This window comes from Bacillus cereus group sp. BfR-BA-01523, assembly GCF_022662615.1.
Lineage (GTDB): Bacteria > Bacillota > Bacilli > Bacillales > Bacillaceae_G > Bacillus_A > Bacillus_A mycoides.
In genome coordinates this window covers 52,021-76,769 of sequence record NZ_JAKUDX010000007.1, presented here as the reverse complement: position 1 = coordinate 76,769, position 24,749 = coordinate 52,021, and the positions used below count along the sequence as shown (strand labels likewise).

Below are 24,749 nucleotides of genomic sequence, written 5' to 3'. Positions count from 1 at the left end.
AAAATTTGGTTTACTATATACATATACAACTGGCAAAGGAGATAGTACAATGCAGGCACCACCTTCTTTTTATGAAGGCGATACGTTAGTGGTCGCAAAGAAGTTACTCGGACATAAACTCGTTCATATTGTAGACGGCATAAAGCGGAGCGGAATTATTGTAGAAGTAGAAGCATACAAAGGTCCAGATGATAAGGCCGCTCATAGTTACGGAGGCAGACGGACTAATCGAACAGAAGTAATGTTCGGCGCACCAGGACATGCTTACGTATATTTAATTTACGGCATGTATCATTGCTTTAACGTAATTACAGCACCAATCGGCACCCCGCAAGGAGTTCTCATTCGTGCTCTTGAACCTGTAGATGGAATCGAAGACATGAAACTAGCGCGCTACAATAAAACTGACATTACGAAAGCTCAGTATAAAAACTTAACAAATGGCCCCGGAAAACTATGCGGCGCGCTCGGAATCACTTTAGAAGAGCGCGGCGTATCACTTCAAAGTGATACGTTACATATTGAATTAGTTCCTGAAGAAGACCATTTATCATCCACACATAACATAATAGCTGGCCCTCGTATTAATATTGATTATGCAGAAGAAGCCGTTCACTATCCATGGCGGTTTTATTATGAAAAGCATCCGTTTGTTTCAAAATAAAGAAGCTATCCTATAAGTAAGTGAAACCAACTTATAGGATAGCTCTTTTTTCGTAATTCATCACACGCCGAAAATCCGAAATCCGGGCTCGGATTTCGGTTTTGTTTCTATAAAAGAAACCGTTGTTCCTCCAACATTGCCAAATACAGCTCATCTCCAAAGAGAAAATCTTAAAAGCATTATTTTTTTAATGCATAATAATTATCCAAATTGAATTTCGACATAATGAAAGTTCCTGTTGGCGTTAAAAGTTGTGACATAGATTGTATGACCTGCGGTAATTTCGCTGGCTCAATAGGATGTGATAACAAAATGTACTGGAATTTTTCATCTGTAAATACCTCATGTAACTTGTCATACTCAGCAGAAGTTGTAGGAGCTACCCTATTTGCAAGAGCTGCTGCTTTTTCATTAATTTCTGCTCCAAATATGGGAACTGCCGGGTAACGCCTTTTCATTTCTAATAAAGTTGCACCACATCCAGCTCCTATATGAAGAATATTCACTTGATCAGGCGCAAATCGATCTACAATTGCTAGTAAATCATAATGAATGTATAAACTTTCACCATAAAATCCCCATTTTTCATACAATTTTATATTATTTGCATGTAAAACTACAGAAAATTTCATACTATCTTCTTTCCATGAGACACTTCCGTAGTGATGAATAAATGTATCTTTACATAAATACAGTTTATATCCTTTTTCAAACATTCTTAGTGACAAATCATCATCTTCATAATTCCCCGGTGTAAATCGTTCATCTAATAATCCAACTTCATCTAACACTGATTTTTTTATAAGCATACAGAATCCGATTAATTTCATACGTTCTTCCCATTTATTTTTATCACTTTGATTATATAAAGTTGCAAACTTCTGCATTCCTTCAATATCTTTATAAAAGGTTGGTATAGCAGTATAGTAAGCGGCATTATTAGTTATGGGCCCTACCGCTCCAGTATCCTTACTTTCATATAAACACCGAATTAAGTTACTTAGCCAATTTTCAGTTACGACCACATCATTATTCAATAATAGAATATTGTCACCTTTTGCCTCTTTAATTCCCTGATTGCATCCCTTTGGAAAACCCATATTCTCCGCATTTTCCACTAGCATAATATCCGATTGTTTTTGTAACCATTCTACAGTACCATCTGTTGACGCGTTGTCCACAACTATTAACTCATACTCTTGTTCCACTGTATAAGTTCTAATACTTTGGATGCATTCTTTTGTATACTGTAATTGATTATGAGTCAATATAATTATACTTGTGAGCATGAATCAAACTCCTCTCAGCAGCCAAAATGATATCTAGTATTATTAAATATTATTTTTCCGATAAACTATCAAAATATTTTCTATTATATTCAATGCTCGGATTATTAGGTATGAACAGTGCAGCTTGTTCGTTATGATAAATTGCCTTTTCATATTCTTTTATTCGATCATAACAAATACATAGTTGAATATGCGGCAACCATGTATGACACTCTTCTCGGACAAACGGCGAATCCTTTGGCCTGGGCCCGTCAATTGCTGCATGGTACCAATATATCGCTTTAGAATATTCCCCTTGTTGCAAAAATACACGTCCTAAGTGGCAACAAAGTTCTCCTCTAGGCGTGTCATACGTAAATGATTGCAAACAAGACTGTATAGATTTTTTTAAGTCCCCCAATTCTAAATAACATTCGGCTCTTTTTAAACAAGCTTGAATGTTATCTTCAACCCAACCCTTTTCTTCATCTAAAAACCTAGAATACCCCTTAACAGCCTTATCAAATAATCTGTGATCCTTACATTCATTTGCATAATAGTACACATCGCGGGGGCTAAACTCTTTTCCACCCTCAAGATGTTTTTCGTATATTTTTAAATTACGATTAGTATATGCTTTTTCTTTTTTATGACTTACCCCTACGTCACTATTTATAAGATTTCCATACACCTCTAAATATTCATGAACAAATCCATACCATTGAAAATTTTTACTTCTGTTGACTAATCGATATCTCCTTAAAGAATGTGTTGGATTTCCTTCTATATCAAAAGTTAAATAATATTTCATAGATACTGCATCCGTACTACGATCTAACGTATGTTTTAACTGCAACAATTTCTTTATATCTTCCGTATCTATTATGTCATCTGCATCTAGCCAAAGAATATATTCTTTTGTAGCTTTAGAAAACGCAAAATTTCGTGCCGCTGAAAAATCTTCAATCCATTGAAAATCATAAACTTTCGCGTCGTACTTCTTCACAATTTCTTTTGTACCATCTGTTGAACCTGTATCTACAATAATAATTTCATCCACAACACTTTTAACCGATTCTAAGCATTTTGATATAGTTTGTTCTTCATCTTTTACAATCATGCATAAACTAATAGTAATGGAGTTTTCCATCATATCCCCCCTATCCTTTTGATGTATATGTTTGGAGAGAAATTTATATTTCTTTTGCTTCAAAATTGAGTTTTCATTTTACAAAAGAAACATAATGAGGCGGTGCAGTGAAATTGGATAGGGGAATTTCACTCGAAGATTGCAAATCAATGAAAAGAACCGAAGCCTGAACAAGACTTCGGTTCTTTATATAGAGAATACATAATTTCGATTCCTTTTTACTCCGCACCTTCCGCGGTCGCAATATCATTCTCTAAGTTTTCTCTTGATAATTCAGCTGCCATAAAATCAGCTGTTTCAGGAAGTGCTAAATGCATATGAGCTTTTTGACAAATTTGGATCGTACAGTTTTCTACAACATAGTCGAAAACATGTCCGCCACCGCTTCTTTCATCATCAATGTAATGTAAGTGGAAACCAGCTACACCAATACCTTGCGCGTAATCTGGTGTCCAAAATCCAGCTAGCGTACCTTCTGTATCTTTAAATGAAAAGATCGGTTGTGATTTCGTCACTTCAACGAGCGGCGTATACGGTTTTTCTTGTCTTGGAACAGTTCTCGTTCTTACTTCACGGAACGTTCCATCCATTCGAATACCGTAAAATAAGTTTTTACTTGGCATTAACTCATGTAATAATGCTTCCACTTCTTCACGATTCATCGGACGCTCTACCGTATAACTCATTTCTTTTTCAAAAAACGTTACAGTCGCAAACGGTGTTGTTTCTTCCGGTTCTACTTTTTCCGCTGAACCGTCTGAACGTAAATGGTAAAACTCATTATCAAACGCAATCATTTCACCATCTAATTGATCAAATGTACCGATGCCAAAATCACCACGTTCTTTCAATTCCTCAAAGTTAATAACACCATCGTATATACCATCTAATAGCGCAAGCATTGTAGATGTTTGATATACTTCATTACTCATTTTCGTTCTTTTTGCATCAATATCAATTAATTGCGCAACAGTCATCTCACTCATGCCTCCATCAGTTTAATTGGTTTGGTAATAATTTTTCGCTTAATTTAATGTTGTCACGGTAGTCAATTGGAATATCAATAATGACAGGACCTTCTGCTTCTAACGCTTCTCTCAATACACCTTCTAATTCGTCTGGTGTATTGACACGAAGACCTATTGCTCCGAAACTTTCTGCATATTTCACAAGATCAACATCGCCAAACTCTGTAGCTGATGTTCTACCGTATTTCATCATTTGTTGGAACGCAACCATATCATATGTACCGTCTCTCCAAACGAGATGTACAACCGGTGCATTTAAACGTACCGCTGTTTCTAACTCCATCGAAGAGAATAAGAAACCACCGTCACCTGACACTGAAACAACTTTTTTACCCGGCTCAACTAAAGTAGCAGCAATTGCCCAAGGAAGTGCAACACCTAACGTTTGCATACCGTTACTAAATAATAGTCTACGTGGTTCATAAGAACGGAAACATCTCGCCATCCAAATAGAATGGGAACCGATGTCACATGTAACGGTTGTATCGTCACTAATTAAAGAACGAAGTGTACGAATGACTTGAAGTGGATGCGTAACACCTTCTGAAGCACGATTTGGAACTTCTGCTTGCTCTGATAATTTCGAGCGTAATCGTTCTAAAACTGCTTCTGATTTCGTATTTAATACAAGCTTCGGTAATTTCTCCGCAATGCTATTTACAGTTAAAGCGATATCGCCAATTAATTCACGCTCTGGTTGGTAATCATGGTCGATATCTGCTTGGTGATCATCAAGGTGAATAATTGTTCTATCGCCAAGTTTATTCCAGAATTTCGGATCATACTCAATTGGGTCATAACCGATCGAAATAACAAGGTCTGCTTCTTCTAGTAAAATATCACCTGGTTGGTTACGGAATAATCCAACACGGCCGAAGAAATGATCTTCTAACTCACGTGAAATTGCACCAGCTGCTTGATATGTTTCAACAACAGGAAGTTCTGTACCAGCAATTAACTCACGAACTGCTTTCGTTACTTCATTGGTGCTTGCTCTCATACCGAGTAAAATAACTGGTAATTTTGCTGATTTTATTTTTTCTACTACGTATTCAATATGATTTGTGGGAGCGATTCCAAGCTGTGGCTTAGAAAGCGCACCGATAGATTCTACTGTCGTTTCCGCAGTCATAACGTCTTGCGGAAGACTTACAAGTGTTGCTCCTGGATTTGTAGAAGTAGCACTTCGAAATGCATTAGTAAGTGCTTCTGGTACATTATCAGGATGCTCGACTTCTACGCTATATTTAGTGATTGGTTCGAATAATGCAGCATTATCCATAGATTGATGCGTACGTTTTAATCGATCTGTACGCGGAACTGCACCAGCTAAAGCAACAACGGGATCACTCTCCGCATTCGCAGTAACAAGACCTGTCGCTAAATTTGATGTCCCTGGTCCTGAAGTTACAAGACATACGCCCGGTTTCCCTGTTAATCTACCAATAGCAGCTGCCATAAATGCTGCATTTTGTTCATGACGACAAACAATTAACTCTGGTCCTCTTTCTTGCAGTACATCAAATACAGAGTCAATCTTCGCTCCTGGAATACCGAAAACATGTGTAACACCTTGTTTAATTAAACAATCAACAACAAGATCTGCTCCTTTTGTTTTTGTTTTCACGTCGTTTGCTTTTACACCTGTACTCAAACTAATCATCCCTTTATTTCATAATGTGTGTAATAAAGATTTTTAATTTCACCTAGTTAATTAATGTGGTGAAGTATTGTTTATCATTATATTACAAATGCATTATTTTTCCAACGATATGAATTTGACAGTTTTTTGACAACCTCTAAGGAATACGCTTACAACCCTTTGTTTATCCTAAAATAATATTTTTATATCTCCTCTAAAAATGCACGAAAAAATTACATCTAATCACAGTATTAATAAGATTATAGTACCTTGCAAAGAACATTACTAAATGATATATTTGTAAATATTGGAATAACCAATAATTGGAACACACTTTATAATTCGTATCCCCTTTTCAAAAGATAGGATTCTCAGCTTTAATTCATCATTTTATAAAGGAAAGTGATTGTTATGAAGAAAAATGAATTTTTGGAACAACTTAGTTCTTCCTTGCGGAATATGCCTAGTTTAGAAAAGAAAGATATTATTTCAGAGTATGAAACTCATTTTATCAGTGGTAAACAAGATGGGAAATGTGAAGAAGAAATTGTTAGAAAACTAGGAAACCCTAAAACGATCGCGAAAGAGCTTAATGTCTCCTATGCAATACATAACGCTGATAATAAACGAAGCTTTAAAAATATGATAACCGCACTATTTTCTGTTATGAGTTTAAGTGTTTTAAACTTTACCTTTATCATTATCGCCTTTTTCGTACTACTCTTTTTATTACCGATTCTTCTAGCACTTATCATTGCTACTCCACTATTAATCATCTCACCTATTTTATTAATAGGGTTAGGATTTTTTAAAGGGTTTCATCAAATTAGTTATTCCGATGTTTACAATGTGTTCATCGCTTTTTGCAGCGGTTTACTCATATCCGTCATATCTTACCAAATGGTAAAACATCTATACGCAACTTTAGTAAAGTATTTGAAATGGAATATAGCTATTTTACAAAGATAATAATGAATATAAAAGGATATTAAAATGAAGAAGTATACTTTATATCTACTCATGTTACTTACAATTTTATTTCTATCAGCTTGTTCAAACAGTGCACAACCTAAGGAAGAAAACGATGTGCAATCTATTAAAGATGTAACGATAAAAATTCCAGAAACTATATTCACTTCCTCAAAAAAGAATGAAACGATTAACGAAGACGAAATGAAACAAAATATAAAAATTTATTTAGATTATAGCGGAGAGTTAGACGAAAACATCGTTCCACTTTCATCATCTATGTCTGACGAGAATGTCACGGAATCCGACCGAGAGAAATTAAAGCAACTAGTAGATTTAGCAAAACAAAATGATGCGAATTTCCATACTTTTATTAGTAACAATACGATCCCCAATGATTACAAACAGCCTTCGAAGGAAATTCATGATTTTATTTCAGCATCTACGGCACTTTCAGTAGAACTAGAGGACGAATTAGACAAACTCGCGCAAGATGGTAACTTATTCAAAACTGATTTTTCTTTTACAAAACGCTTTGAGAAAGTTAATGGTAGGAAGCAAAAAGAAATTGAAAAGTTTTTGAAAGAAAAAAATATTAGAACTGAGTATTTCAACAAGTAATTATATATGTAAAAGAGAAATTGAAAGATACATCATATATCCCCTTCAAAACAGGCACTAACACATGGCTATTTTGAAGGGGATTTTTTTGTGGAAGGACTATCAAATTTCCTACACAAAAAAAACGCCCCCATACTAGGAGCGTCTTCTATCATTACGCTTGTTGCGCGCTATATAATTCTTCAAGTGGCTTCATGATAATTTTGTTAACGTCAGTGATAACGATGTTTAAACGTTGCTCAGTTTCCATTAACTTTGTGATTTTTGCATCTTGTTGAATGCGGGCTACAACTTCTTGTGCTTTTTGATTGTCTTCTTCAGTGATTTCTTGGCCTTGCATCATTTTTTGTTGTAAGCCAAGTTGCATCGTGCGGAACTCTTCGAATAAGTTCTTTGACTCTGCATCTCCTTGTACTGCTGCGTAGCTTGCTTTTAGTGTTTGGAAATCTTCGTTTTCAGCGATTGTTTTTTGTAATTCATATGCAACATCATGAATGTTTTTTGTCATTTTATTTTTCCTCCTTTAGAAGGCTAGCGCTTTTCGCTCGCACTGCCTTTTAAGTGCATTTACATACGCACCTCTTCCTACCATATCAAACTATGCAAGAGATGGGAAGAAATTTCACTTTTATTTCTATGCACCCATCTTTATTACTTAAGGAACAAGAGTAACAACCCTTGAATAAATCCAATTGTTCCTCCTAATAACGCCCCTAAATATGTAATCATTTTTAACTCATTTTTTGTAATGGACAATACGAGATCCTCTAGTCTCTCTGTTGAAAATGTAGATACTTCTTGCTGGACAATTTCCGCAAGCTGGAGATTTCCCAATATACTTCCCACATTTTCTGTCCCCCACTTCAAGCCTTTCTCTACTGCGCTAGGGACCACTTTTTCAACGATTGTTTCTCGAACTGGCTCACATACTTGCTGAACAGACTGATTTAAAAATCTACTCACTGTTTCCTCTACTTTAACTGCTGACAATATGGAGTTCACAATCATTTCTTTCTCTACGAACGTTTCTAATTCTTTTACGTCTCTTCCTTTTAACTTTTCCCACTCTTTTTGCAGTACATCAGTTAACAGACGCTCTGTTCCATCTTGTCCTAAAAACTTAATGACTTCCGGCTGCACGCTATCAACTAAACTTACATTCCCTAAAAACATACCAACTAAGTTAAGCAGCGTTCCCCTGGAAGCGAAAAAGTCATCAATCATTTTTGAAAGGCGTTCCTTTCCTTCTTCACTTTCCAAAAAGCTAATTCCTCTTTTTAAAATAAAAGATGCTACATTCGGAATCGCATTCTCTACTTTTTCATGAACAGAATGAGGTAACGCCTGTTCCCATGTATATGTATAGTACTCTGCTAAAAATGCATGAATTTTTTCTGTAATAACATGTTCGATTTTCCCGATCGCCTCTTCTTCTACATGTTCTAAATTCCATTTTTCTAACATATCCCGTAACGACTGTTCATTTGTAATTACTTTATCAACTTCCACTTGTGTCCAGCGAATTAAGCTGGTTTGAAACTCTTTATTTGTTAGTTTTTTTCCGATTCCTTCTGGTGTTAACAAATGGTCTACAACCATTTTACCTAATTGAACAGCAAGCTCATCGCGGCGCTTCGGAATTAACCCTGGCGTAAATGGAACTTGAAACTTCCCAATATAAATAGGACGATGAGGACGAAATAACATTTTTATCGCTAAATGATTTGTGTATCCTCCAATAATTGCCCCGAGCCCTGTCGTTATTAACATATTTAACCATATATTCATCACAATCAACCTTTCACTTCTCCAAAACTATAGCATATCATCATACGGACAAAAGTATAATGGTATAAAAACGTATTTGCAATATATAGCTTCGCCTATAATGCAAACATCTTATTACTAAAGGAGTGATTTCGTTGGTTCTTGGTCTTTTAACTTCCGGGCTCCATCACGAGCAAACGTATTACACCGAAATCGCTAAGCGAGCTCGTCTTTATCATAACGTCGTTGCCCAATTCACACCGTTTAGCATTGATTCAAAGACAGATCTTGTTTCTGGTCTTATTTACGATACAGATACAGGAAATTGGATAGATCAAACCTTTCCCATTCCTTCATATATATATGATCGTTGTCATTTCAAAGAGGATGAGGAATTCCAACAAGCAAATGCGATTATTCATTCATTACACAAACGTTCTTCCACTACTTTTTTAAACAACACACTTATTAACCCAAGCGATTTACACAATCTTTTTCTTACTAATAAACGTCTTTCCCCTTACGTACCAAAAATAATAAAAGGAACAGTACAAGGAATTTTTAAATTACTACTAGAAACAAGAGATATTATTATAAGACCAATCAATATACACTCCAATGAAAATTTATATCGGGCCACTTACAAAAATAAAACATTTCATATCGATACAATAAATGAACAACATCATACTTCTACTCAATTCAAACGAACAGATAAATTTATATCATGGTGCAAATCGAACATACACTCATTCCGTTATATGATTCATCCAATGTTACAACCTCCAAATCAACTATCATATCCGATTCATATTCGAACCATTATGCAAAAAAATAAAGAACAGAATTGGCAAGTGCTCGGTCAATTTATACAAAAATCTTCATTCCCAGCACAATTTTTACTTTCAGCAACAGAACGTTCTATGTTACATCCATTTTCTAAAATTAAATATTTACTTTCTCCAACTGGCGTTCAATTATTAAAAGATGCTTTACATGATGTTGTAAATGAAGTGTTTAAAACACTCGATCAGTCCTATTCTTCATTATTTGAACTAGAGCTTTCTACCATTATGGATCAAAAAGGTGCCATTTGGCTTATGTACGTCAATACGATGCCTTCTTACGATGTTTATACTAGGTACAACGACGAACTGGCTGAACAAATTTTTCATGGTCCATTAAAGTTTAGCCGATTTACACCATAACGAAAGGAGGAAATCCCCGTTGAAAGAGCACATATATACATTAAGTATTTCAGATGAGCATCCAAATAGTATTACTTTACCTTACGTTTTTTCTATTACACCACCAATTACATCCTTTTTCTTTGGCTTACGTTATATTACATGTGAGAATATTAAAATTCATTATTCATTCACGCGAGAAATTATTATTGGCGAACAGATTGCAGCCGATCTTTTACTACCGCATTCAGCAACAATCCATGCCTTCTTACACAATCAAACCATTGTTTTCGGCCCATTAATCGGGATTTTCACAACTGGCTTTAACGATGATTCTAATTCTCCTTTAGGAAGTCGTTCCATCTCTCTCAGTGAGTTATTAACACCACCATTCACATTGCAGCCATTTTTATTTGTCTTCGGCATTCAACATATAAACTGGGAAGAGGAAACAATTGAAGGGTACTTCTTTCAAGAAGGAAAATGGGTAAAAAACAAAGTCCCTTTACCAAATGTCATTTACGACCGATTACCAAATCGGCAAGCAGAAAATTACAAACCTATCGTAAGAGCAAAAAAACGTTTAGAAAGCGACTATGCGATTCCGTGGTTTAATCCGGGATTTTTCAATAAATGGGAAGTGCATCAACTTTTAATGAAAGAAGATTCAATTAAACCATTCTTACCAAATACAGAAGTATTTCAACATTTTGAACAAGTAGAACGACTTCTCGGTACGTATAAGTACATTTATATGAAACCAATACACGGTAGCTTCGGAAGAAATATTCATCAAATACTCTATTCTCAAACTGATAATTGCTACTATTGTCGTTATCGTGAAAATGAACAAAACAAACTAAGAAAGTATCAATCATTAGAAGCCCTTCTTAACCATGTGTTAAAAGGACATGATTTAAAAAAGTTTATCGTACAACAAGGTATCTCACTGCTCCGCTTCGAAGGGCAACCCGTCGATTTTCGCATTCATACAAATAAAAACCATTTTGGTAATTGGGTAGTCAGTGCAATCGTCGCAAAAATCGCCGGCAAAGGTAGCTTAACAACTCATGTAAATAGCGGCGGTGATACGAAATTACTTCAGGAACTATTTCCTGATTCAACAAAGCAAGTTCAAATTGAAAATAAACTAAAACAAACAGCCTTACAAATCAGTTATGCACTTGATGGGCAAGTAACCGGGAACATTGGAGAAATTGGTTTTGACATTGGTTTAGACACCACGGAAAACCCGTGGCTATTTGAAGCAAATTCTAAACCGGGGCGAACTGTATTCCAAGATGAAAAGTTAAAAGAACAAAGTGAACTTACGCGCCAATTATTTTATGAATATGCCATCTATTTAACTGAACACTCTTTGCGCGACAAGAAAGAAAAAATGTCACAAATAAAATCAGATCCTTCGTCACATACCGAAAACATCCCTTCCCCTATGATTAACTCACAAATACAAAAACAAAAACTTCCACCTCCTTCATAAGGTGGAAGTTTTTTATTTAAACGAGCTTCACTACAACTTCTGTTTCCACATTACATACTCCGCAATAAAAAACATGATTGCAATACTCCTGTGAATTATTATGTGTTAAACCGTCTACTGCACTTAATAATTCTTGATCCATATATGCACTGTAATCGTCTATGTAATCTACAGTTTTCCCATAATCTTGGAGTATACCTTGGCAATTTTGACAAGAATATGTTTGTGATTCTAGCGCGTTGCAAAGCGGGCAAATTCCCATCATGATTCCTCCATACGTTATCGTTTAAAAACAATTAAAAAGCCCTTTTTTTAGATTGAAGAGAGCATCTAGCCGTGCATAGACGCGGTCAGTTCCTTTTTCTGCCCCATCCTGGGTTAAAACAGAACTATGTAGTTGCTCCCGATTTAATTTTCATTTTACTAAACTGGAATTTGTCTCACTTTAACAAATCATAAGTTAAGTAAGCCAAGCTGGTTATACAAAGAAAAAAACGCATATGATTTCGCTCTTAGTTTAGCCTTCTTTCTTAAAAATACAACGATTACTCTTATTTCATAATTTACGAAATGATGAAATATTTTTTACAAAATTTACAAATTTTTTTTTTGTATATCTTTCTAGGTAACATCCATACTATGAGTACAAACTTAATTACCGATGGATTAGCGCCAAACGGGGCGATAATCTGGTTCAAATCCAGCTAGTCCAACCAAAAAAATTTTTATAACTCTAAGGAGGATATATTCCTATGGCAAACCAAAGTTCTTACAATCAATTAGTAGTACCAGGTGCAACAGCAGCAATCGATCAAATGAAGTACGAAATCGCTCAAGAATTTGGTGTACAATTAGGAGCAGATTCTACGGCTCGCGCTAACGGTTCTGTTGGTGGAGAAATTACAAAACGTCTAGTTGCAATGGCTGAGCAAAGCCTTGGCGGATTCCAAAAATAAATATATATGGCAAAAAGGTCTCAAGGCATATGCCTTGAGACCTTCCTTAATTTATTGCAACATTTGTAAAAACTTCTTCGTTCGTTCTTCTTTTGGATTTGTAAATACATCTTCCGGTGTACCTTGTTCGACAACGACACCGCCATCCATGAAAATAACACGGTTCGCAATTTGATGAGCAAAGCGCATTTCATGCGTTACAATGACCATCGTCATTCCTTCTTTAGCAAGTTCTTTCATAACCTTTAAAACTTCTTGAACTAGCTCAGGATCAAGTGCTGACGTTGGCTCATCAAATAGTAAAACTTCCGGCTCCATCGCAAGCGCACGAGCGATTCCAACGCGCTGTTGTTGTCCACCTGATAATTGGAACGGATATAAGTCTACTTTATCCGCAAGACCAACTTTTTCAAGGAAATAGTTTGCTTTTTTCTTCGCTTCTTCTTTCCCCATCTTTTTCACTGTAACGAGCCCTTCCATTACATTGTGAATTGCTGTTAAATGAGGAAATAGATTATGGTGTTGGAATACCATACCTGTTTGCGTACGAAGATTTACAATATCTTTCTTCGATACTTTTTGAGAGAAATCGAGCTCTTTATTGCCGATGCGAATGTTACCAGCGTTCGGCGTTTCTAACACGTTGAGACAACGCAAGAATGTCGTTTTACCAGATCCAGATGGCCCGATAATAACAACCACTTCGCCCTTCTCAACTGATAGGTCTATATGTTTTAATACGGTATTATCTCCGAAACTTTTTTGTAAATGTTGAATTGAAATCATAAAAACAAAAACTCCTTTTATGAAAGGGTTATTTTAGAGTATAACGTTCTGAACGTTTTTCTAATATTTGTTGCACGATAGATAATAAGAAGCAAATTACCCAATAAATTAGACCTGCTTCAAAATAAACAATTAAAAACTCATAGTTCATTGCCGCAATTTCCTGCGCTTTTCGGAACATTTCTGTTACTAAAATTAACGACGCTAATGACGTATCCTTCACTAAACTAATAAATGTATTCGAAAGCGGCGGAATTGATACGCGTGTTGCTTGTGGTAAAATAACACGTTTTAATGCTTGCGGGTATGTCATCCCAATTGTGTAAGCTGCTTCCCACTGTCCTTTCGGGATTGAAAGGATAGAAGCACGAATAATTTCAGATGCATATGCACCTACATTTAATGAAAATCCAATAACTGCTGCTGTATATGGCTCAACTTCAATATTAAGAGTTGGAAGACCATAGAAAATAATAAATAACTGTACAAGAAGTGGCGTTCCGCGAATGATAGATACATAGATACGAGCAATCCATTGTAAAATACGACTACCTGAAATACGTGCGAGCGCGGTTAACGTCGCAAGTATAATACCGATAATAAATGTAATAAGCGTTAACGGAATTGTCGTAAAGACAGCTTCCTTCAGCATAGGCGCGAAGGAAGTCTGCATAATATCTATCCAAGTAGACAATCGATCTGACATCAATGCGCTACTTAGATACATTTTCACCGAACCATTTTTTCGTTATTTTATCGTACGTACCATCTTTTTTCATATCTTCTAACGCTTTATTTACTTCTTGTACAAGTTTGTCGCTACCTTTACGGAATAAGAATCCACTTTGTGACGCTTCTTTTTCTGTATCTACAATTTTAATTTTTGCATCTTTTTTCGTTTCTAAATAGTTTAACACTGATAATTTATCATTGATTGTGAAATCAACGCGGCCAGAACTTAATAATTCTGCTGCTTGGCTAAATCCTTCTACACCTGTGATTTCCGCACCATTTTTCTTAGCAATATCTGCGTAGTTACTCGTTAAAGATTGTGCTGCTTTTAATCCTTTTACGTCAGCAAATGTAGCAGGTTTATCTTTATCTTTCGCAATAACTAATGCTGCTGAAGAAGAAATATATGGACTAGAGAAGTCATATTTCTTTTGGCGATCTTCACGAATACCAACTTCGTTCGCAACCATGTCGAAACGTTTTGCATCTATTCCTGCAAGTAAGCTATCCCATTGTGTTTCTTTAAATACAGGCTTTACACCTAAACGTTTTGCAACTTCTTCTGCTAATTCAACGTCAAACCCAGTTAATTTATCGTTTGTATCGTGGAACGTAAATGGTGGATATGTACCTTCTGTACCAATTACAAGCTCACCGCTTTGTTTTATCTTCTGTAATGCATCTTGATTAGCTGTATCTTTTTTCTCTTCTTTACCGCAGCCCGCTACAATCCCAATCGCTAATGTAGTTACTGCAAGCACTGAAAATAATTTTTTCATGATAGTAGTCCTCCAAGTATTCTGATAGGAATTTAAAAACTATATTGATTGTATGCAATTTCGAACAATTTTTCAATGAAAATGTTCTTATTTAGTTTAACCTTTTTCTTCATAATCAAACAAAATGGAAAAATAGCGCTACATACAAAAAATAAGTAACATTTTTTAATATAGCATTTATAAAGAAAAAGGTAAAACAATACCTACTTATTTATAAGTTTTTCAGCCGGTGAAATATATTAACTTCTAAGCGGACAATCCGATCAAAAAAGAACTTGCGAAAATCACAAGTTCTTCTAAAAATTAAGCACTCTGGTTTCCTTCCATTTGCGTTTTATACATATCGTAATAACGCCCGCGCTTTTTCATTAATTCATCATGGGAACCTTTTTCCAAAATCGTTCCTCTATCAAGCACAATAATTTGATCAGCGCTCTTAATTGTTGAAAGACGATGAGCGATAATAAACGTCGTTCGTCCTTTCTTCACAACTTCTAGCGCTTGTTGAATCATCGCTTCTGTTTCTGTATCAATACTGGAAGTCGCTTCATCTAAAATTAAAATAGCAGGATCAAAAGCAAGTGCCCTAGCAAACGATATAAGCTGACGTTCTCCGGTTGAAAGTGTACTTCCTTTCTCCGTAATTTTTTCATCTATATTGTTAGCAAACCTTTCCGCACCAACATCTCGTAACGCCTTTACGATGCGATCTTTTGTAATTTTTTCATTTTCTAAGCTTACATTGGATGCCACTGTCCCGCTAAATAAAAACGGATCTTGCAATACAATTCCCATATGTTCACGTGTTGCTTGTTTCGGCATCTCTGTTACATCATGACCATCAATCGTAAGCTTCCCTTTTTGAAATTCATAAAACTGAAAGAGCACATTCATAATGGAACTTTTTCCTGATCCAGTATGACCGACAAGTGCCACTGTCTCCCCTTGTTTCGCTTCAAAAGAAATATTTTTTAACACTTCATCTTTTCCATTGTAAGAAAACGAAACATTATCAAATTTCACATTTCCGGTTAAGCGAGGCATACGTTCTTCTTCTACTGCCTCTCCCTTTTCCTCTAGCAATTCAAACACACGCTCTGATGCAACACGCGATTGCTCTAAGTTAGCAAGTTGGTTCACCATGTTCGTAATTGGCGAGAATAACCTCGTTAAATAATCGACGAAAGCATACAGTATCCCTAGAGAAAGGAGGCCAGAAGCACTTAATGAAGCACCACCGAAATACCAAATTACACCTGTAAAAGCGATATTTCTTAATACAGACACTAAATTATGCGAAGTTGCTGCATTTAAATTTAAAATTTTATTTTGATATTTAAAATAATCACCATTTAACTCTTCAAATTCCTTCTTCGTTTCATGTTCTTGACGAAATGCTTGAATAATTGGCATCCCTTGAATTGATTCATTCACTGTTCCGTTAATATCCGATAAACGCGAACGCATTTTATGATTGTATACAGACGCATACTTTCTATACATAATCGCCCAAACAATTAAAATTGGGATGATGAGTAAGCATAGTGCCGCCAGTTTTACATCAAGTAAAAATAGCGCAGCGAAAATCCCGATAATATAGATGATACTAGAGACGAATGTCGCAAGCACTGTTACATATAAATCACGAATCGCTTCTGTATCATTCGTTACACGCGATACAATTTTCCCTGCTGGTAAATGGTCAAAATAACGAATTGGCAACGTTTGAATATGGGAAAAGACGTCTTCCCTCATAATTTGAATAATTTTGTTTGCCGCCTTCTGTAAGAAGAACTGCTTTCCGTATGCAAATAATGATACGACTACTAATAAAGCGAAATATCCACCGCCAAGTAGTAATAACCTATTTATTTCTGGTTTATAAAACGCAAATACTTCTTCTTTCGTTAAGGCTTTCGATTTATACACTTGCACTGCCTTACCACTTTGTACTGTAAGCACATCACCCTTAACAGAACGAGTTCCTTCAAGCGTTATTTTATTCGGTACAAAATAGTACTGAAAGCCAACTTGAATCACTCGGACTTCTTTCCCTTTTTGCTCACCTTGTTCAAAGCGATCACTTCGCTTATAAAAGGCGCCATTATATGAAACAGCATCCTCACTCTTTTCTGTTTCATACCAGGGTCTCTCTATTCCAACGATATGCTCATCGATCATCGTTTTTGCGACGAAAGGACCAGCGAGTTCTGCAATAACGAAAACAAATAGCATCGCCATCGCTGCAAAAATCGGCCCTTTTACTTTCATCGCGTATTGAAACAATCGTTTTGAAACACTCATATTTTCACCCCACTATCCGTACTTTCACTTTCACCTTGTTGTCTTTCGAACTGCTCTGCATACCAGCCCCCATTTCGAACGAGCGCTTCATGCGAACCTTCTTCAATAACCTCACCGTTATCCATAACGAGAATCCAATCAGCATGCTGCACTGCTGACAAACGATGCGTTGTTATAATCGTCGTCTTCCCGCTTCTTTCTGTTCGTATGTTTTCAATAATTGCCGCTTCAGTACGAGCATCAACAGCTGATAAAGAATCGTCCAAAATTAAAATTTCCGGATTTTGAATAACAGCCCTCGCAATCGAAATCCTTTGCTTTTGCCCACCTGATAAAGAAACACCTTTCTCTCCAACGAGCGTTTCTAAACCTTCCGGTAAAAACTCTAAATCCTTTTTAAACGCAGCTATTTCAATCGCTTTTTCAAGTTCTTCTTCAGTCGCTTCTCTATTTCCGAATAAAATATTTTCCTTCGCTGTTTTTGAGAACAAAATGTGTTCCTGAGGTACATACCCAATCCAGCTAAGTACGTTATCATTCGTAATTTTATCTAGCTTCACATCAGAAACCGCAATATCCCCTTCTCCAAGTGGATATTGACGAAGAAACTGACGAACGAGCGTCGTTTTCCCGCTTCCTGTTTTCCCAACAACTCCAAGTGTCTCTCCTTGTTTTAATGAGAACGAAACATTTTTTAAATTTGTTTCAATTGATGAAGGATATGAAAAAGTAACGTTATCAAATTGAATGTAATCTGGCTCTTGTACAACCTTTGGATCTTTCGGACTCTTTACATCTGGTTCATAAGCTAACGTTTCATTTACACGGTCGAGCGACGCATTTCCTCTTTGCATAACATTAATCAATTCACCAATTGCAAACATCGGCCAAATCATCATCCCTAAATAGACGTTAAAAGAAACGAGCTCACCAAGTGTCACCTTTGATTGGAATACGAGATATGCACCGTACACTAAACCAATTAAATAACTAAGACCGACGAGCATTTTTACAGTTGGCTGGAATAATGCATCGATTCTTGCTACTCTCATATTTTTCTCGTATACGTCATCTCCTAAATGATGAAACCTTCCTTGATCAGCACTCTCCTGTACATACGCACGAATAACGCGTACACCCGCAATTGATTCAAGTACTTTATCGTTCATATCCCCGAACGCATCTTGCGCGACTGTAAATCTTTCATGCAATTTCTTTCCGTATCTATTCATCGCATACGCCATAATCGGAAGTGGTATAAGCGCAGCAAATGTTAACTGCCAACTAATTGAAAAGCCCATCATACAAACGATTGTAAGCATATATAGACTAGAATCAACGAGCGTTAATATACCAAAGCCAGCTGTCATGGAGATTGCTTTTAAATCATTTGTCGCTCTCGCCATTAAATCGCCAGTACGATTTTTTTGATAAAACGTCGGTGTCATCTTAAGTAAATGCCCCATAAATTTTGAACGCATCGTTTTCTCAAGTACGAACGCACCGCCAAATAGTTGGTGCTGCCAAATGAAAGTAAGCACATACCCACCAATCGTTACCCCAAGTAAAATAAAAATATATTGCATAATCGCCTCATTCGTTAAGGCTCCCGTTTTAATATTATCAATGGTAATTCCTAACACTTTCGGTGGAATTACCTCTATCACGTTTACAATTAAAAGTACCCCAATTGCAATACTATACCTTTTCCAATGCTCTCTAAAAAACCAGCTTAACTTTAGTAATACTGAAAACAATATAACCTCCCCTTTCTCGTTCCCGTTTGATTCACATTTCTTTACCCGCTATCCAAACCCATCACATTTACATTTCGTAAGCCATACAATTTCATCACATTTTTCCACCTTCCAAATTCTGATTTTTTATAGTAACAAGGAAAATAAACAAAAAAAAGCATACCGCCGCTTGACGATATGCAATAGAATGCATAAAAGCGTACGTTACGATATACGCAACGTACGCTTCTCATAAGACAAAAAGGTCCTATATATCCGCACGGGTTGCGTAATGATATGAATGTTTTCCGCCATTTAACAGAGCTAAGCCCATTACATTTACGATTACAATCATTACGCACACCCCCTTCATTTATTTTCCATTTATAATCTTACAACTTTATTGAGTATTCTGTCAATTATTTTTTTCGCTTTAGAATAAAATAATCTTTTATCACAAAAAATGAAAGTGATGCATTCTGCTTATAATTCAGTTTGAAATAAGAGAATCTTCTGTAAGAAAGGGCATACAAAATAAAAAAATAGTAAGAAATCGTTTTCACAAACATTTCATTTGAAAAATATTATCAAACCACCTACAATCACCTTATACTCACTCTTACAAGTTGCTATTTTAGGAGGACTAATCATGACAACTAGCAATACGTACAAATTTTATTTAAACGGAGAATGGAGAGAAAGCTCTTCAGGTCAAACAATCGACATTCCATCTCCATACTTACACGAAGTAATTGGTCAAGTACAAGCAATTACTCAAGGAGAAGTAGATGAAGCAATTGCATCTGCAAAAGAAGCTCAAAAATCATGGGCTGAAGCTTCTCTACAAGATCGCGCAAAATATTTATATAAATGGGCTGATGAGCTCGTAAATATGCAAGATGAAATTGCCGATATCATTATGAAAGAAGTCGGTAAAGGCTATAAAGATGCGCAAAAAGAAGTCGTTCGTACAGCTGACTTAATTCGTTACACAGTTGACGAAGCACTTCACATGCATGGTGAAAGCATGATGGGTGATAGCTTCCCTGGTGGATCTAAATCTAAACTTGCGATTATTCAGCGCGCACCACTTGGTGTTGTATTAGCAATTGCACCATTTAACTACCCAGTAAACTTATCTGCTGCAAAACTTGCACCAGCACTTATTATGGGTAACGCTGTTATCTTCAAACCAGCAACTCAAGGTGCAATTAGCGGTGTTAAAATGGTTGAAGCACTTCATAAAGCTGGCCTTCCAAAAGGTCTTGTAAATGTAGCTACAGGACGCGGTTCTGTAATTGGTGACTACTTAGTAGAACATCCTGGCGTAAATATGGTATCGTTCACAGGTGGTACAAATACAGGTAAACATTTAGCGAAAAAAGCTGCGATGATTCCACTTGTATTAGAACTTGGTGGTAAAGATCCTGGTATCGTTTGTGAAGATGCAGACTTACAAGAAGCTGCAAAGCATATCGTAAGCGGTGCATTCTCTTACTCAGGTCAACGTTGTACAGCTATTAAGCGTGTACTTGTACATGAAAATGTAGCAGACGAACTAGCTGGCTTATTAAAAGAGCAAGTAGCTGAACTATCAGTTGGATCTCCAGAACAAAACAGCACAATCGTTCCATTAATCGACGACAAATCTGCTGACTTCGTTCAAGGTTTAATTGACGATGCTGCTGAAAAAGGTGCAACAATCGTTATCGGTAACAAACGTGAGCGCAACCTAATTTATCCAACGTTAATCGACAACGTAACAGAAGAAATGAAAGTTGCTTGGGAAGAGCCATTTGGCCCAATCCTTCCAATCATCCGTGTTTCTTCTGACGAACAAGCGATTGAAATTGCTAACAAGTCAGAGTTCGGTCTGCAAGCAAGTGTCTTCACAAAAGACATTAACAAAGCATTTGCAATTGCTAACAAAATCGACACTGGTTCTGTTCAAATTAACGGACGCACAGAGCGCGGCCCTGACCACTTCCCATTCATCGGTGTAAAAGGTTCAGGTATGGGCGCACAAGGTATTCGTAAGAGCCTTGAGTCTATGACTCGTCAAAAAGTAACTGTATTAAACTTAGTTTAATCTTATATGTAGCAGCTGATCTAATATTTAGGTCAGCTGCTTTTTAGTTAAAATCCTCCGGGACCTAATAACAAATTCTTCTCTATAATCTGATTATTACTATATCCATTGACGTATAAAAATACATTTGTTACTCTTAAACATGTTAATTTAATACATAAATCCTCATTCGTATCTCGGTGAGGTAGAGGTTGCAGTCATTAAGAGTATCATTTCAGGAGATGTAGTGGCATTGATGAAGAAATGAGAAAGGAATGATTGCCGAAGTAAGTCGTGTCCACCATGCACGCTTGCTGGGTCTGCATTTAATAAGTGCAGAACTGTCACAAACGTTTCGTTTGTGGAGAGCTATCGAGAGGTATGTCGTGGGTTTCTTATAAGATAGAAAGCATGTAGCGGCAAATTACGTGCTTTTTTTGTTTTGTTTGGACCTTCTCTTCCCTACCGTGGAAGACATACATATCTCCTCGCTTGACTTGGTTATACTAACTTTGGAGGTATTTTCTATGCAACAAAAAAAATGGGGCTTTTGGGTACTAACAGCTTTCGTTGTCGGTAACATGGTTGGCGCTGGTATTTTCATGGTGCCAAGTACGTTGGCACAAACAGCAAGCCCACTCGGTGTCACTTTAGCTTGGTTAACAACAGGGTTTGGTGTTTTAATGCTAGCTCTTGTTTTCGGTAATTTAGCAATTCGTCGTCCTGATTTAACGACAGGACCACAAAGTCATGCATATGCTTTATTCTCAACACCAAAAAGAAAGAAAATGGCTGGTTTCAGCATGGTGTGGGGATATTGGGTTGCAAACTGGGCAAGTAACGTTGCCATCATTACATCTTTCGCGGGATATTTATCACTCTTCTTCCCGATTATGAAAGATACGCGACTATTATTTTCAATCGGCTCGTTCGATATAGAAGTTGGAAAGCTCATTACATTTACTATTTGTTCCGTCTTACTATGGGGCACACATTTAATTTTAACAAACGGTGTAAGCGGAGCTGGGAAGCTCAACTTCCTAGCAACAACAACGAAAGTAACTGGATTCCTTCTATTCATCATTGTTACGTTATTTGCGTTCGAAGCTTCAAAATTTGGACAATGGTACACACCAATGATCGATAAAGAAGGCGTATCACACGGTCTACTTTCACAAGTAAACTTAGCTGCTCTTACAACACTTTGGGCATTTATTGGGATTGAATCAGCGGTTCTTTTATCAAACCGAGCGACTTCTCCCAAAACGGTAAAACGTGCGACTGTTGCAGGATTACTTATCACAGTTGCAATTTACTTAGGAATTACAATTTTAACAATGGGTGTACTTCACGTTGATAAATTACAAGCTTCTGAACGTCCATTAGCAGATGCGCTAAACGCTGCAATGGGTCATGGCGGCGGGAAACTTATGGCATTACTTGCTCTTACTTCCCTATTCGGTTCAATATTAGGCTGGATTTTATTAAGCTCAGAAGTACCTTATCAAGCAGCAAAAGAAGGTTTCTTCCCTTCCTTCTTCGCAAAAACGAATAAAAAAGGAAGTCCAATTCATTCACTACGATTAACAAACATTATGTCGCAAGTGTTCTTATTCTCAACATTATCAGGAACAATTGCGGAAGCTTATACATTCGTTATTACCGTATCAACACTGGCCTACCTCATTCCATATCTCGTTTCACCAATCTTCCAGTTAAAACTAGTCGCAACTGGTGAAACATATAAAAATGAAATGGGTTCAAGAATTATGGATGGTGTAGTTGCAGTTATCGCACTTTGCTATGCACTATGGGTTATTAAAACCGGCGCATCCGATATAAAAACATTTCTTCTCGGAATTGGTTTATTCGGAATTGGCTTTGCCTTCTATCCATTAATGAATCGTGATCAGAAAAAAAATAAAGAAAAGAAAAACGAGCAAGTTGCGTAACGCAATTTGCTCGTTTTTTACTTTATAAAACATATATAATAGAAAAAAGAGGTGAAAAACATGTCAATCGAATCACTATGGAGCTCTCGCTTTCAACAACATATTCAAAATGCCATCACATACTTTGCACGTATGATTAACGGTTTACTATATAGCTTCATCTTCGTCTCATGTGTAGGTGCATATTATTACGCTAAGTTTCTTAAAACGGATCCTTCTAAAGGAATATCTTTATTACTCATCACGATCGTACTTACACTCATTGTAACGAGATGCCAAGTTCGCACATTTATTCAAAAACCGGACGCTGTCTATTTACTTGCATTAGAAGAGAAATTAACATCTTATTTTAAAAAATCTCTTCTATATAATTACATCATTCAGCTTTTCCCGCTTATATTTACGTTCCTTGTTATCGTACCGCTTGCCATGCAATCATTACAACTAACCGTACCTTTCTTATGTACAATCTTTATAATTTTAATGATTCTAAAGGGCTGGAACATATACATACATTGGATGTGGCGTGATAGTTATGAAAAAAGCATATGGTTTATCATTCGCATTGCTTGTAACGCCCTGATCATTTACATGCTGTTTTATACTGCAAATATCATTGTGCTAGGCGGCTTACTATTACTTCTTGCTTTCCTGCTTCTATACACGAAGAAACAACCTACAAAACGAATACCGTGGGATTACATAATCGAACAAGAAGAAAAAATGGACGTTCGTTTCTATCAATTTGCTAGCATTTTCACCGATGTTCCGCAACTGAATAAGCAAGTAAATAAAAGAAAATGGCTTACAAATTGGATTGAACCTTTATTACATAAAAAACGAGCAACTTTCTTCTATTTACATACACTAGCATTTTTACGCGGTAATGATTATTTCGGTATATATATTCGCTTAGGGTTGATCGGTGCTTTCGCTCTATATTTCATTCCGAATATATATGTAAAAGGTGCTTTCGCTTATATCGTCCTATATATGATTTCTATGCAGCTTCGTTCTCTGTGGAAATATTTTTCGGGAAATATTATCGTAGCATTATATCCAATTGATACTGAAGAACGACTGAGTCAATTTCTCCGCTTAATCTTTATATTGCTAAGCATTCAACTCATTGTATTTTCAAGTATTATACTCATTGCTACAGGACAATTACTACATGCTTTGATTATTATGCTAATCGGCGTACTTTGGATAAAGTTTATTATTGTACCAAAAACGAAGAAACGAATTTCTTCATTTTAACGAGAAAAGAGGCTGCACATAACAGCCTCTTTTCTCGTCCTAAAATTTATAATCACTTTTCATAGGCATTTCTCATATAGTGAAAATGACTATACAATTCCTATCCATACGTTAATAATGATTTCGCACATATAAATAAAAAAGATAGGAGCTCTATTATGAACAACAATCCGCCTGCAACGCCCCAAAACAACTCAGAAGAAAATAGCCGTGACATTAAATTGCAAACATTACGAGTCATCGGACTCATCGTCCTTATTAGTGGTTATATCCTCGTCGCTCTCTCAGAAGTAGGTGAGCTGAAAACCTTATTAACAAACCCTAACGCCAATCCTGATTTAGCTGAAGTTGATCCATTTTAAAAATTATATAAAAAGCG

At 36.3% G+C, this 24,749-nt stretch carries 22 protein-coding genes and 1 riboswitch; of the genes, 10 read left to right on the top strand and 12 right to left on the bottom strand.

The genetic code is table 11. The annotated features are described in order from the left end of the window. Positions 1 to 49: 49 nt before the first annotated feature. A complete protein-coding gene (locus MR066_RS18445; RefSeq protein WP_219301337.1) occupies positions 50 to 664 on the top strand; it encodes a DNA-3-methyladenine glycosylase in 615 nt (204 codons plus the stop codon). 179 nt (positions 665 to 843) lie between these two features. Here MR066_RS18445 and MR066_RS18440 read toward each other — a convergent pair whose 3' ends face one another. The 4 genes from MR066_RS18440 to alsS form a co-directional block, all read right to left on the bottom strand. After that, the gene (locus tag MR066_RS18440) at positions 844 to 1,953 is read right to left on the bottom strand and encodes a glycosyltransferase (protein WP_002169077.1); all 1,110 of its coding nucleotides are present in this window, start codon (positions 1,951 to 1,953) and stop codon (positions 844 to 846) included. Positions 1,954 to 2,002: 49 nt separating this feature from the next. Continuing rightward, on the bottom strand, positions 2,003 to 3,082 hold the full coding sequence (locus MR066_RS18435; protein WP_242248100.1) for a glycosyltransferase: 1,080 nt from the start codon (positions 3,080 to 3,082) through the stop codon (positions 2,003 to 2,005). Between the two features lie 218 nt (positions 3,083 to 3,300). Beyond that, on the bottom strand, positions 3,301 to 4,059 hold the full coding sequence (alsD, locus tag MR066_RS18430) for an alpha-acetolactate decarboxylase (RefSeq protein WP_002030021.1): 759 nt from the start codon (positions 4,057 to 4,059) through the stop codon (positions 3,301 to 3,303). 16 nt (positions 4,060 to 4,075) lie between these two features. Further along, positions 4,076 to 5,764 carry an acetolactate synthase AlsS gene (alsS, locus tag MR066_RS18425; protein ID WP_242248098.1) on the bottom strand — a complete coding sequence of 563 codons (1,689 nt, stop codon included), beginning with the start codon at positions 5,762 to 5,764 and terminating at the stop codon, positions 4,076 to 4,078. 399 nt (positions 5,765 to 6,163) lie between these two features. Here alsS and MR066_RS18420 point away from each other — a divergent pair, with 399 nt between their 5' ends. Together MR066_RS18420 and MR066_RS18415 are read left to right on the top strand one after the other, a co-directional pair. After that, positions 6,164 to 6,721, top strand: coding sequence for an HAAS signaling domain-containing protein (locus tag MR066_RS18420; protein ID WP_242248096.1), 558 nt, complete (start codon positions 6,164 to 6,166; stop codon positions 6,719 to 6,721). 24 nt (positions 6,722 to 6,745) lie between these two features. Then, on the top strand, positions 6,746 to 7,342 hold the full coding sequence (locus tag MR066_RS18415) for an NDxxF motif lipoprotein (RefSeq protein ID WP_242248094.1): 597 nt from the start codon (positions 6,746 to 6,748) through the stop codon (positions 7,340 to 7,342). 154 nt (positions 7,343 to 7,496) lie between these two features. Here MR066_RS18415 and MR066_RS18410 read toward each other — a convergent pair whose 3' ends face one another. Next, positions 7,497 to 7,850 (bottom strand): YlbF/YmcA family competence regulator, encoded by a 354-nt coding sequence (locus MR066_RS18410; RefSeq protein ID WP_002030016.1) that lies wholly within the window; start codon positions 7,848 to 7,850, stop codon positions 7,497 to 7,499. Between the two features lie 143 nt (positions 7,851 to 7,993). Beyond that, positions 7,994 to 9,139, bottom strand: coding sequence for a DUF445 domain-containing protein (locus MR066_RS18405; protein WP_242248092.1), 1,146 nt, complete (start codon positions 9,137 to 9,139; stop codon positions 7,994 to 7,996). Positions 9,140 to 9,264: 125 nt separating this feature from the next. Between MR066_RS18405 and MR066_RS18400 the strand changes: the two genes are divergently transcribed. Both MR066_RS18400 and MR066_RS18395 read left to right on the top strand, forming a co-directional pair. After that, positions 9,265 to 10,317 (top strand): YheC/YheD family protein, encoded by a 1,053-nt coding sequence (locus MR066_RS18400; protein ID WP_002140521.1) that lies wholly within the window; start codon positions 9,265 to 9,267, stop codon positions 10,315 to 10,317. A gap of 19 nt (positions 10,318 to 10,336) precedes the next feature. Then, positions 10,337 to 11,797, top strand: a complete 1,461-nt coding sequence (locus tag MR066_RS18395) for a YheC/YheD family endospore coat-associated protein (protein ID WP_242248091.1) — start codon at positions 10,337 to 10,339, stop codon at positions 11,795 to 11,797. A gap of 16 nt (positions 11,798 to 11,813) precedes the next feature. On the opposite strand, the gene MR066_RS18390 is transcribed toward MR066_RS18395, so the two are convergent. After that, on the bottom strand, positions 11,814 to 12,059 hold the full coding sequence (locus tag MR066_RS18390) for a hypothetical protein (protein WP_002087367.1): 246 nt from the start codon (positions 12,057 to 12,059) through the stop codon (positions 11,814 to 11,816). A 490-nt stretch (positions 12,060 to 12,549) separates the two neighbouring features. On the opposite strand from MR066_RS18390, the gene sasP reads away from it, so the two are divergent. Further along, the gene (sasP, locus tag MR066_RS18385; protein ID WP_000013349.1) at positions 12,550 to 12,753 is read left to right on the top strand and encodes a small acid-soluble spore protein, SasP family; all 204 of its coding nucleotides are present in this window, start codon (positions 12,550 to 12,552) and stop codon (positions 12,751 to 12,753) included. A 51-nt stretch (positions 12,754 to 12,804) separates the two neighbouring features. On the opposite strand, the gene MR066_RS18380 is transcribed toward sasP, so the two are convergent. The 5 genes from MR066_RS18380 to MR066_RS18360 all read right to left on the bottom strand — a co-directional run bounded on the left by MR066_RS18380 (position 12,805) and on the right by MR066_RS18360 (position 19,111). Beyond that, positions 12,805 to 13,539: an amino acid ABC transporter ATP-binding protein gene (locus MR066_RS18380; RefSeq protein WP_002010843.1), complete on the bottom strand. Its 735-nt coding sequence runs from the start codon at positions 13,537 to 13,539 to the stop codon at positions 12,805 to 12,807. 28 nt (positions 13,540 to 13,567) lie between these two features. Further along, positions 13,568 to 14,266 carry an amino acid ABC transporter permease gene (locus MR066_RS18375; protein ID WP_033706449.1) on the bottom strand — a complete coding sequence of 233 codons (699 nt, stop codon included), beginning with the start codon at positions 14,264 to 14,266 and terminating at the stop codon, positions 13,568 to 13,570. After that, positions 14,253 to 15,050: an amino acid ABC transporter substrate-binding protein gene (locus MR066_RS18370; protein WP_002030008.1), complete on the bottom strand. Its 798-nt coding sequence runs from the start codon at positions 15,048 to 15,050 to the stop codon at positions 14,253 to 14,255. The genes MR066_RS18375 and MR066_RS18370 overlap by 14 nt, the downstream gene beginning before the upstream one ends. A 303-nt stretch (positions 15,051 to 15,353) precedes the next feature. Continuing rightward, positions 15,354 to 17,354, bottom strand: a complete 2,001-nt coding sequence (locus MR066_RS18365; RefSeq protein WP_219301326.1) for an ABC transporter ATP-binding protein — start codon at positions 17,352 to 17,354, stop codon at positions 15,354 to 15,356. Then, positions 17,351 to 19,111 carry an ABC transporter ATP-binding protein gene (locus MR066_RS18360; RefSeq protein ID WP_242248089.1) on the bottom strand — a complete coding sequence of 587 codons (1,761 nt, stop codon included), beginning with the start codon at positions 19,109 to 19,111 and terminating at the stop codon, positions 17,351 to 17,353. The genes MR066_RS18365 and MR066_RS18360 overlap by 4 nt, the downstream gene beginning before the upstream one ends. A gap of 628 nt (positions 19,112 to 19,739) precedes the next feature. Between MR066_RS18360 and gapN the strand changes: the two genes are divergently transcribed. From gapN to MR066_RS18340, 4 genes are all read left to right on the top strand, one after another. Beyond that, positions 19,740 to 21,179 (top strand): NADP-dependent glyceraldehyde-3-phosphate dehydrogenase, encoded by a 1,440-nt coding sequence (gene gapN / locus MR066_RS18355; protein WP_002010835.1) that lies wholly within the window; start codon positions 19,740 to 19,742, stop codon positions 21,177 to 21,179. A 177-nt stretch (positions 21,180 to 21,356) separates the two neighbouring features. Further along, positions 21,357 to 21,538, top strand: a riboswitch (Lysine riboswitch). Between the two features lie 147 nt (positions 21,539 to 21,685). Further along, entirely contained in the window at positions 21,686 to 23,110 is a 1,425-nt protein-coding gene (locus tag MR066_RS18350; RefSeq protein ID WP_002087377.1) for an amino acid permease, read from the top strand. A gap of 60 nt (positions 23,111 to 23,170) precedes the next feature. Then, positions 23,171 to 24,370 (top strand): ABC transporter permease, encoded by a 1,200-nt coding sequence (locus MR066_RS18345; protein WP_242248082.1) that lies wholly within the window; start codon positions 23,171 to 23,173, stop codon positions 24,368 to 24,370. Positions 24,371 to 24,528: 158 nt separating this feature from the next. Beyond that, positions 24,529 to 24,732, top strand: a complete 204-nt coding sequence (locus MR066_RS18340) for a hypothetical protein (RefSeq protein ID WP_002010828.1) — start codon at positions 24,529 to 24,531, stop codon at positions 24,730 to 24,732. The last annotated feature ends 17 nt before the right edge of the window (positions 24,733 to 24,749 follow it).

What these genes read in the sequence shown, in the direction of transcription:
- MR066_RS18415 (WP_242248094.1), top strand. Translation starts at nt 6,746, where the DNA reads ATGAAGAAGTATACTTTATATCTACTCATGTTACTTACAATTTTATTT.
- MR066_RS18410 (WP_002030016.1), bottom strand. Translation starts at nt 7,850, where the DNA reads ATGACAAAAAACATTCATGATGTTGCATATGAATTACAAAAAACAATC.
- gapN (WP_002010835.1), top strand. Translation starts at nt 19,740, where the DNA reads ATGACAACTAGCAATACGTACAAATTTTATTTAAACGGAGAATGGAGA.
- alsD (WP_002030021.1), bottom strand. Translation starts at nt 4,059, where the DNA reads ATGACTGTTGCGCAATTAATTGATATTGATGCAAAAAGAACGAAAATG.
- MR066_RS18420 (WP_242248096.1), top strand. Translation starts at nt 6,164, where the DNA reads ATGAAGAAAAATGAATTTTTGGAACAACTTAGTTCTTCCTTGCGGAAT.
- MR066_RS18375 (WP_033706449.1), bottom strand. Translation starts at nt 14,266, where the DNA reads ATGTATCTAAGTAGCGCATTGATGTCAGATCGATTGTCTACTTGGATA.
- MR066_RS18370 (WP_002030008.1), bottom strand. Translation starts at nt 15,050, where the DNA reads ATGAAAAAATTATTTTCAGTGCTTGCAGTAACTACATTAGCGATTGGG.
- MR066_RS18435 (WP_242248100.1), bottom strand. Translation starts at nt 3,082, where the DNA reads ATGGAAAACTCCATTACTATTAGTTTATGCATGATTGTAAAAGATGAA.
- MR066_RS18390 (WP_002087367.1), bottom strand. Translation starts at nt 12,059, where the DNA reads ATGGGAATTTGCCCGCTTTGCAACGCGCTAGAATCACAAACATATTCT.
- sasP (WP_000013349.1), top strand. Translation starts at nt 12,550, where the DNA reads ATGGCAAACCAAAGTTCTTACAATCAATTAGTAGTACCAGGTGCAACA.
- MR066_RS18440 (WP_002169077.1), bottom strand. Translation starts at nt 1,953, where the DNA reads ATGCTCACAAGTATAATTATATTGACTCATAATCAATTACAGTATACA.
- MR066_RS18340 (WP_002010828.1), top strand. Translation starts at nt 24,529, where the DNA reads ATGAACAACAATCCGCCTGCAACGCCCCAAAACAACTCAGAAGAAAAT.
- MR066_RS18445 (WP_219301337.1), top strand. Translation starts at nt 50, where the DNA reads ATGCAGGCACCACCTTCTTTTTATGAAGGCGATACGTTAGTGGTCGCA.
- MR066_RS18365 (WP_219301326.1), bottom strand. Translation starts at nt 17,354, where the DNA reads ATGAGTGTTTCAAAACGATTGTTTCAATACGCGATGAAAGTAAAAGGG.
- MR066_RS18380 (WP_002010843.1), bottom strand. Translation starts at nt 13,539, where the DNA reads ATGATTTCAATTCAACATTTACAAAAAAGTTTCGGAGATAATACCGTA.
- MR066_RS18350 (WP_002087377.1), top strand. Translation starts at nt 21,686, where the DNA reads ATGCAACAAAAAAAATGGGGCTTTTGGGTACTAACAGCTTTCGTTGTC.
- MR066_RS18345 (WP_242248082.1), top strand. Translation starts at nt 23,171, where the DNA reads ATGTCAATCGAATCACTATGGAGCTCTCGCTTTCAACAACATATTCAA.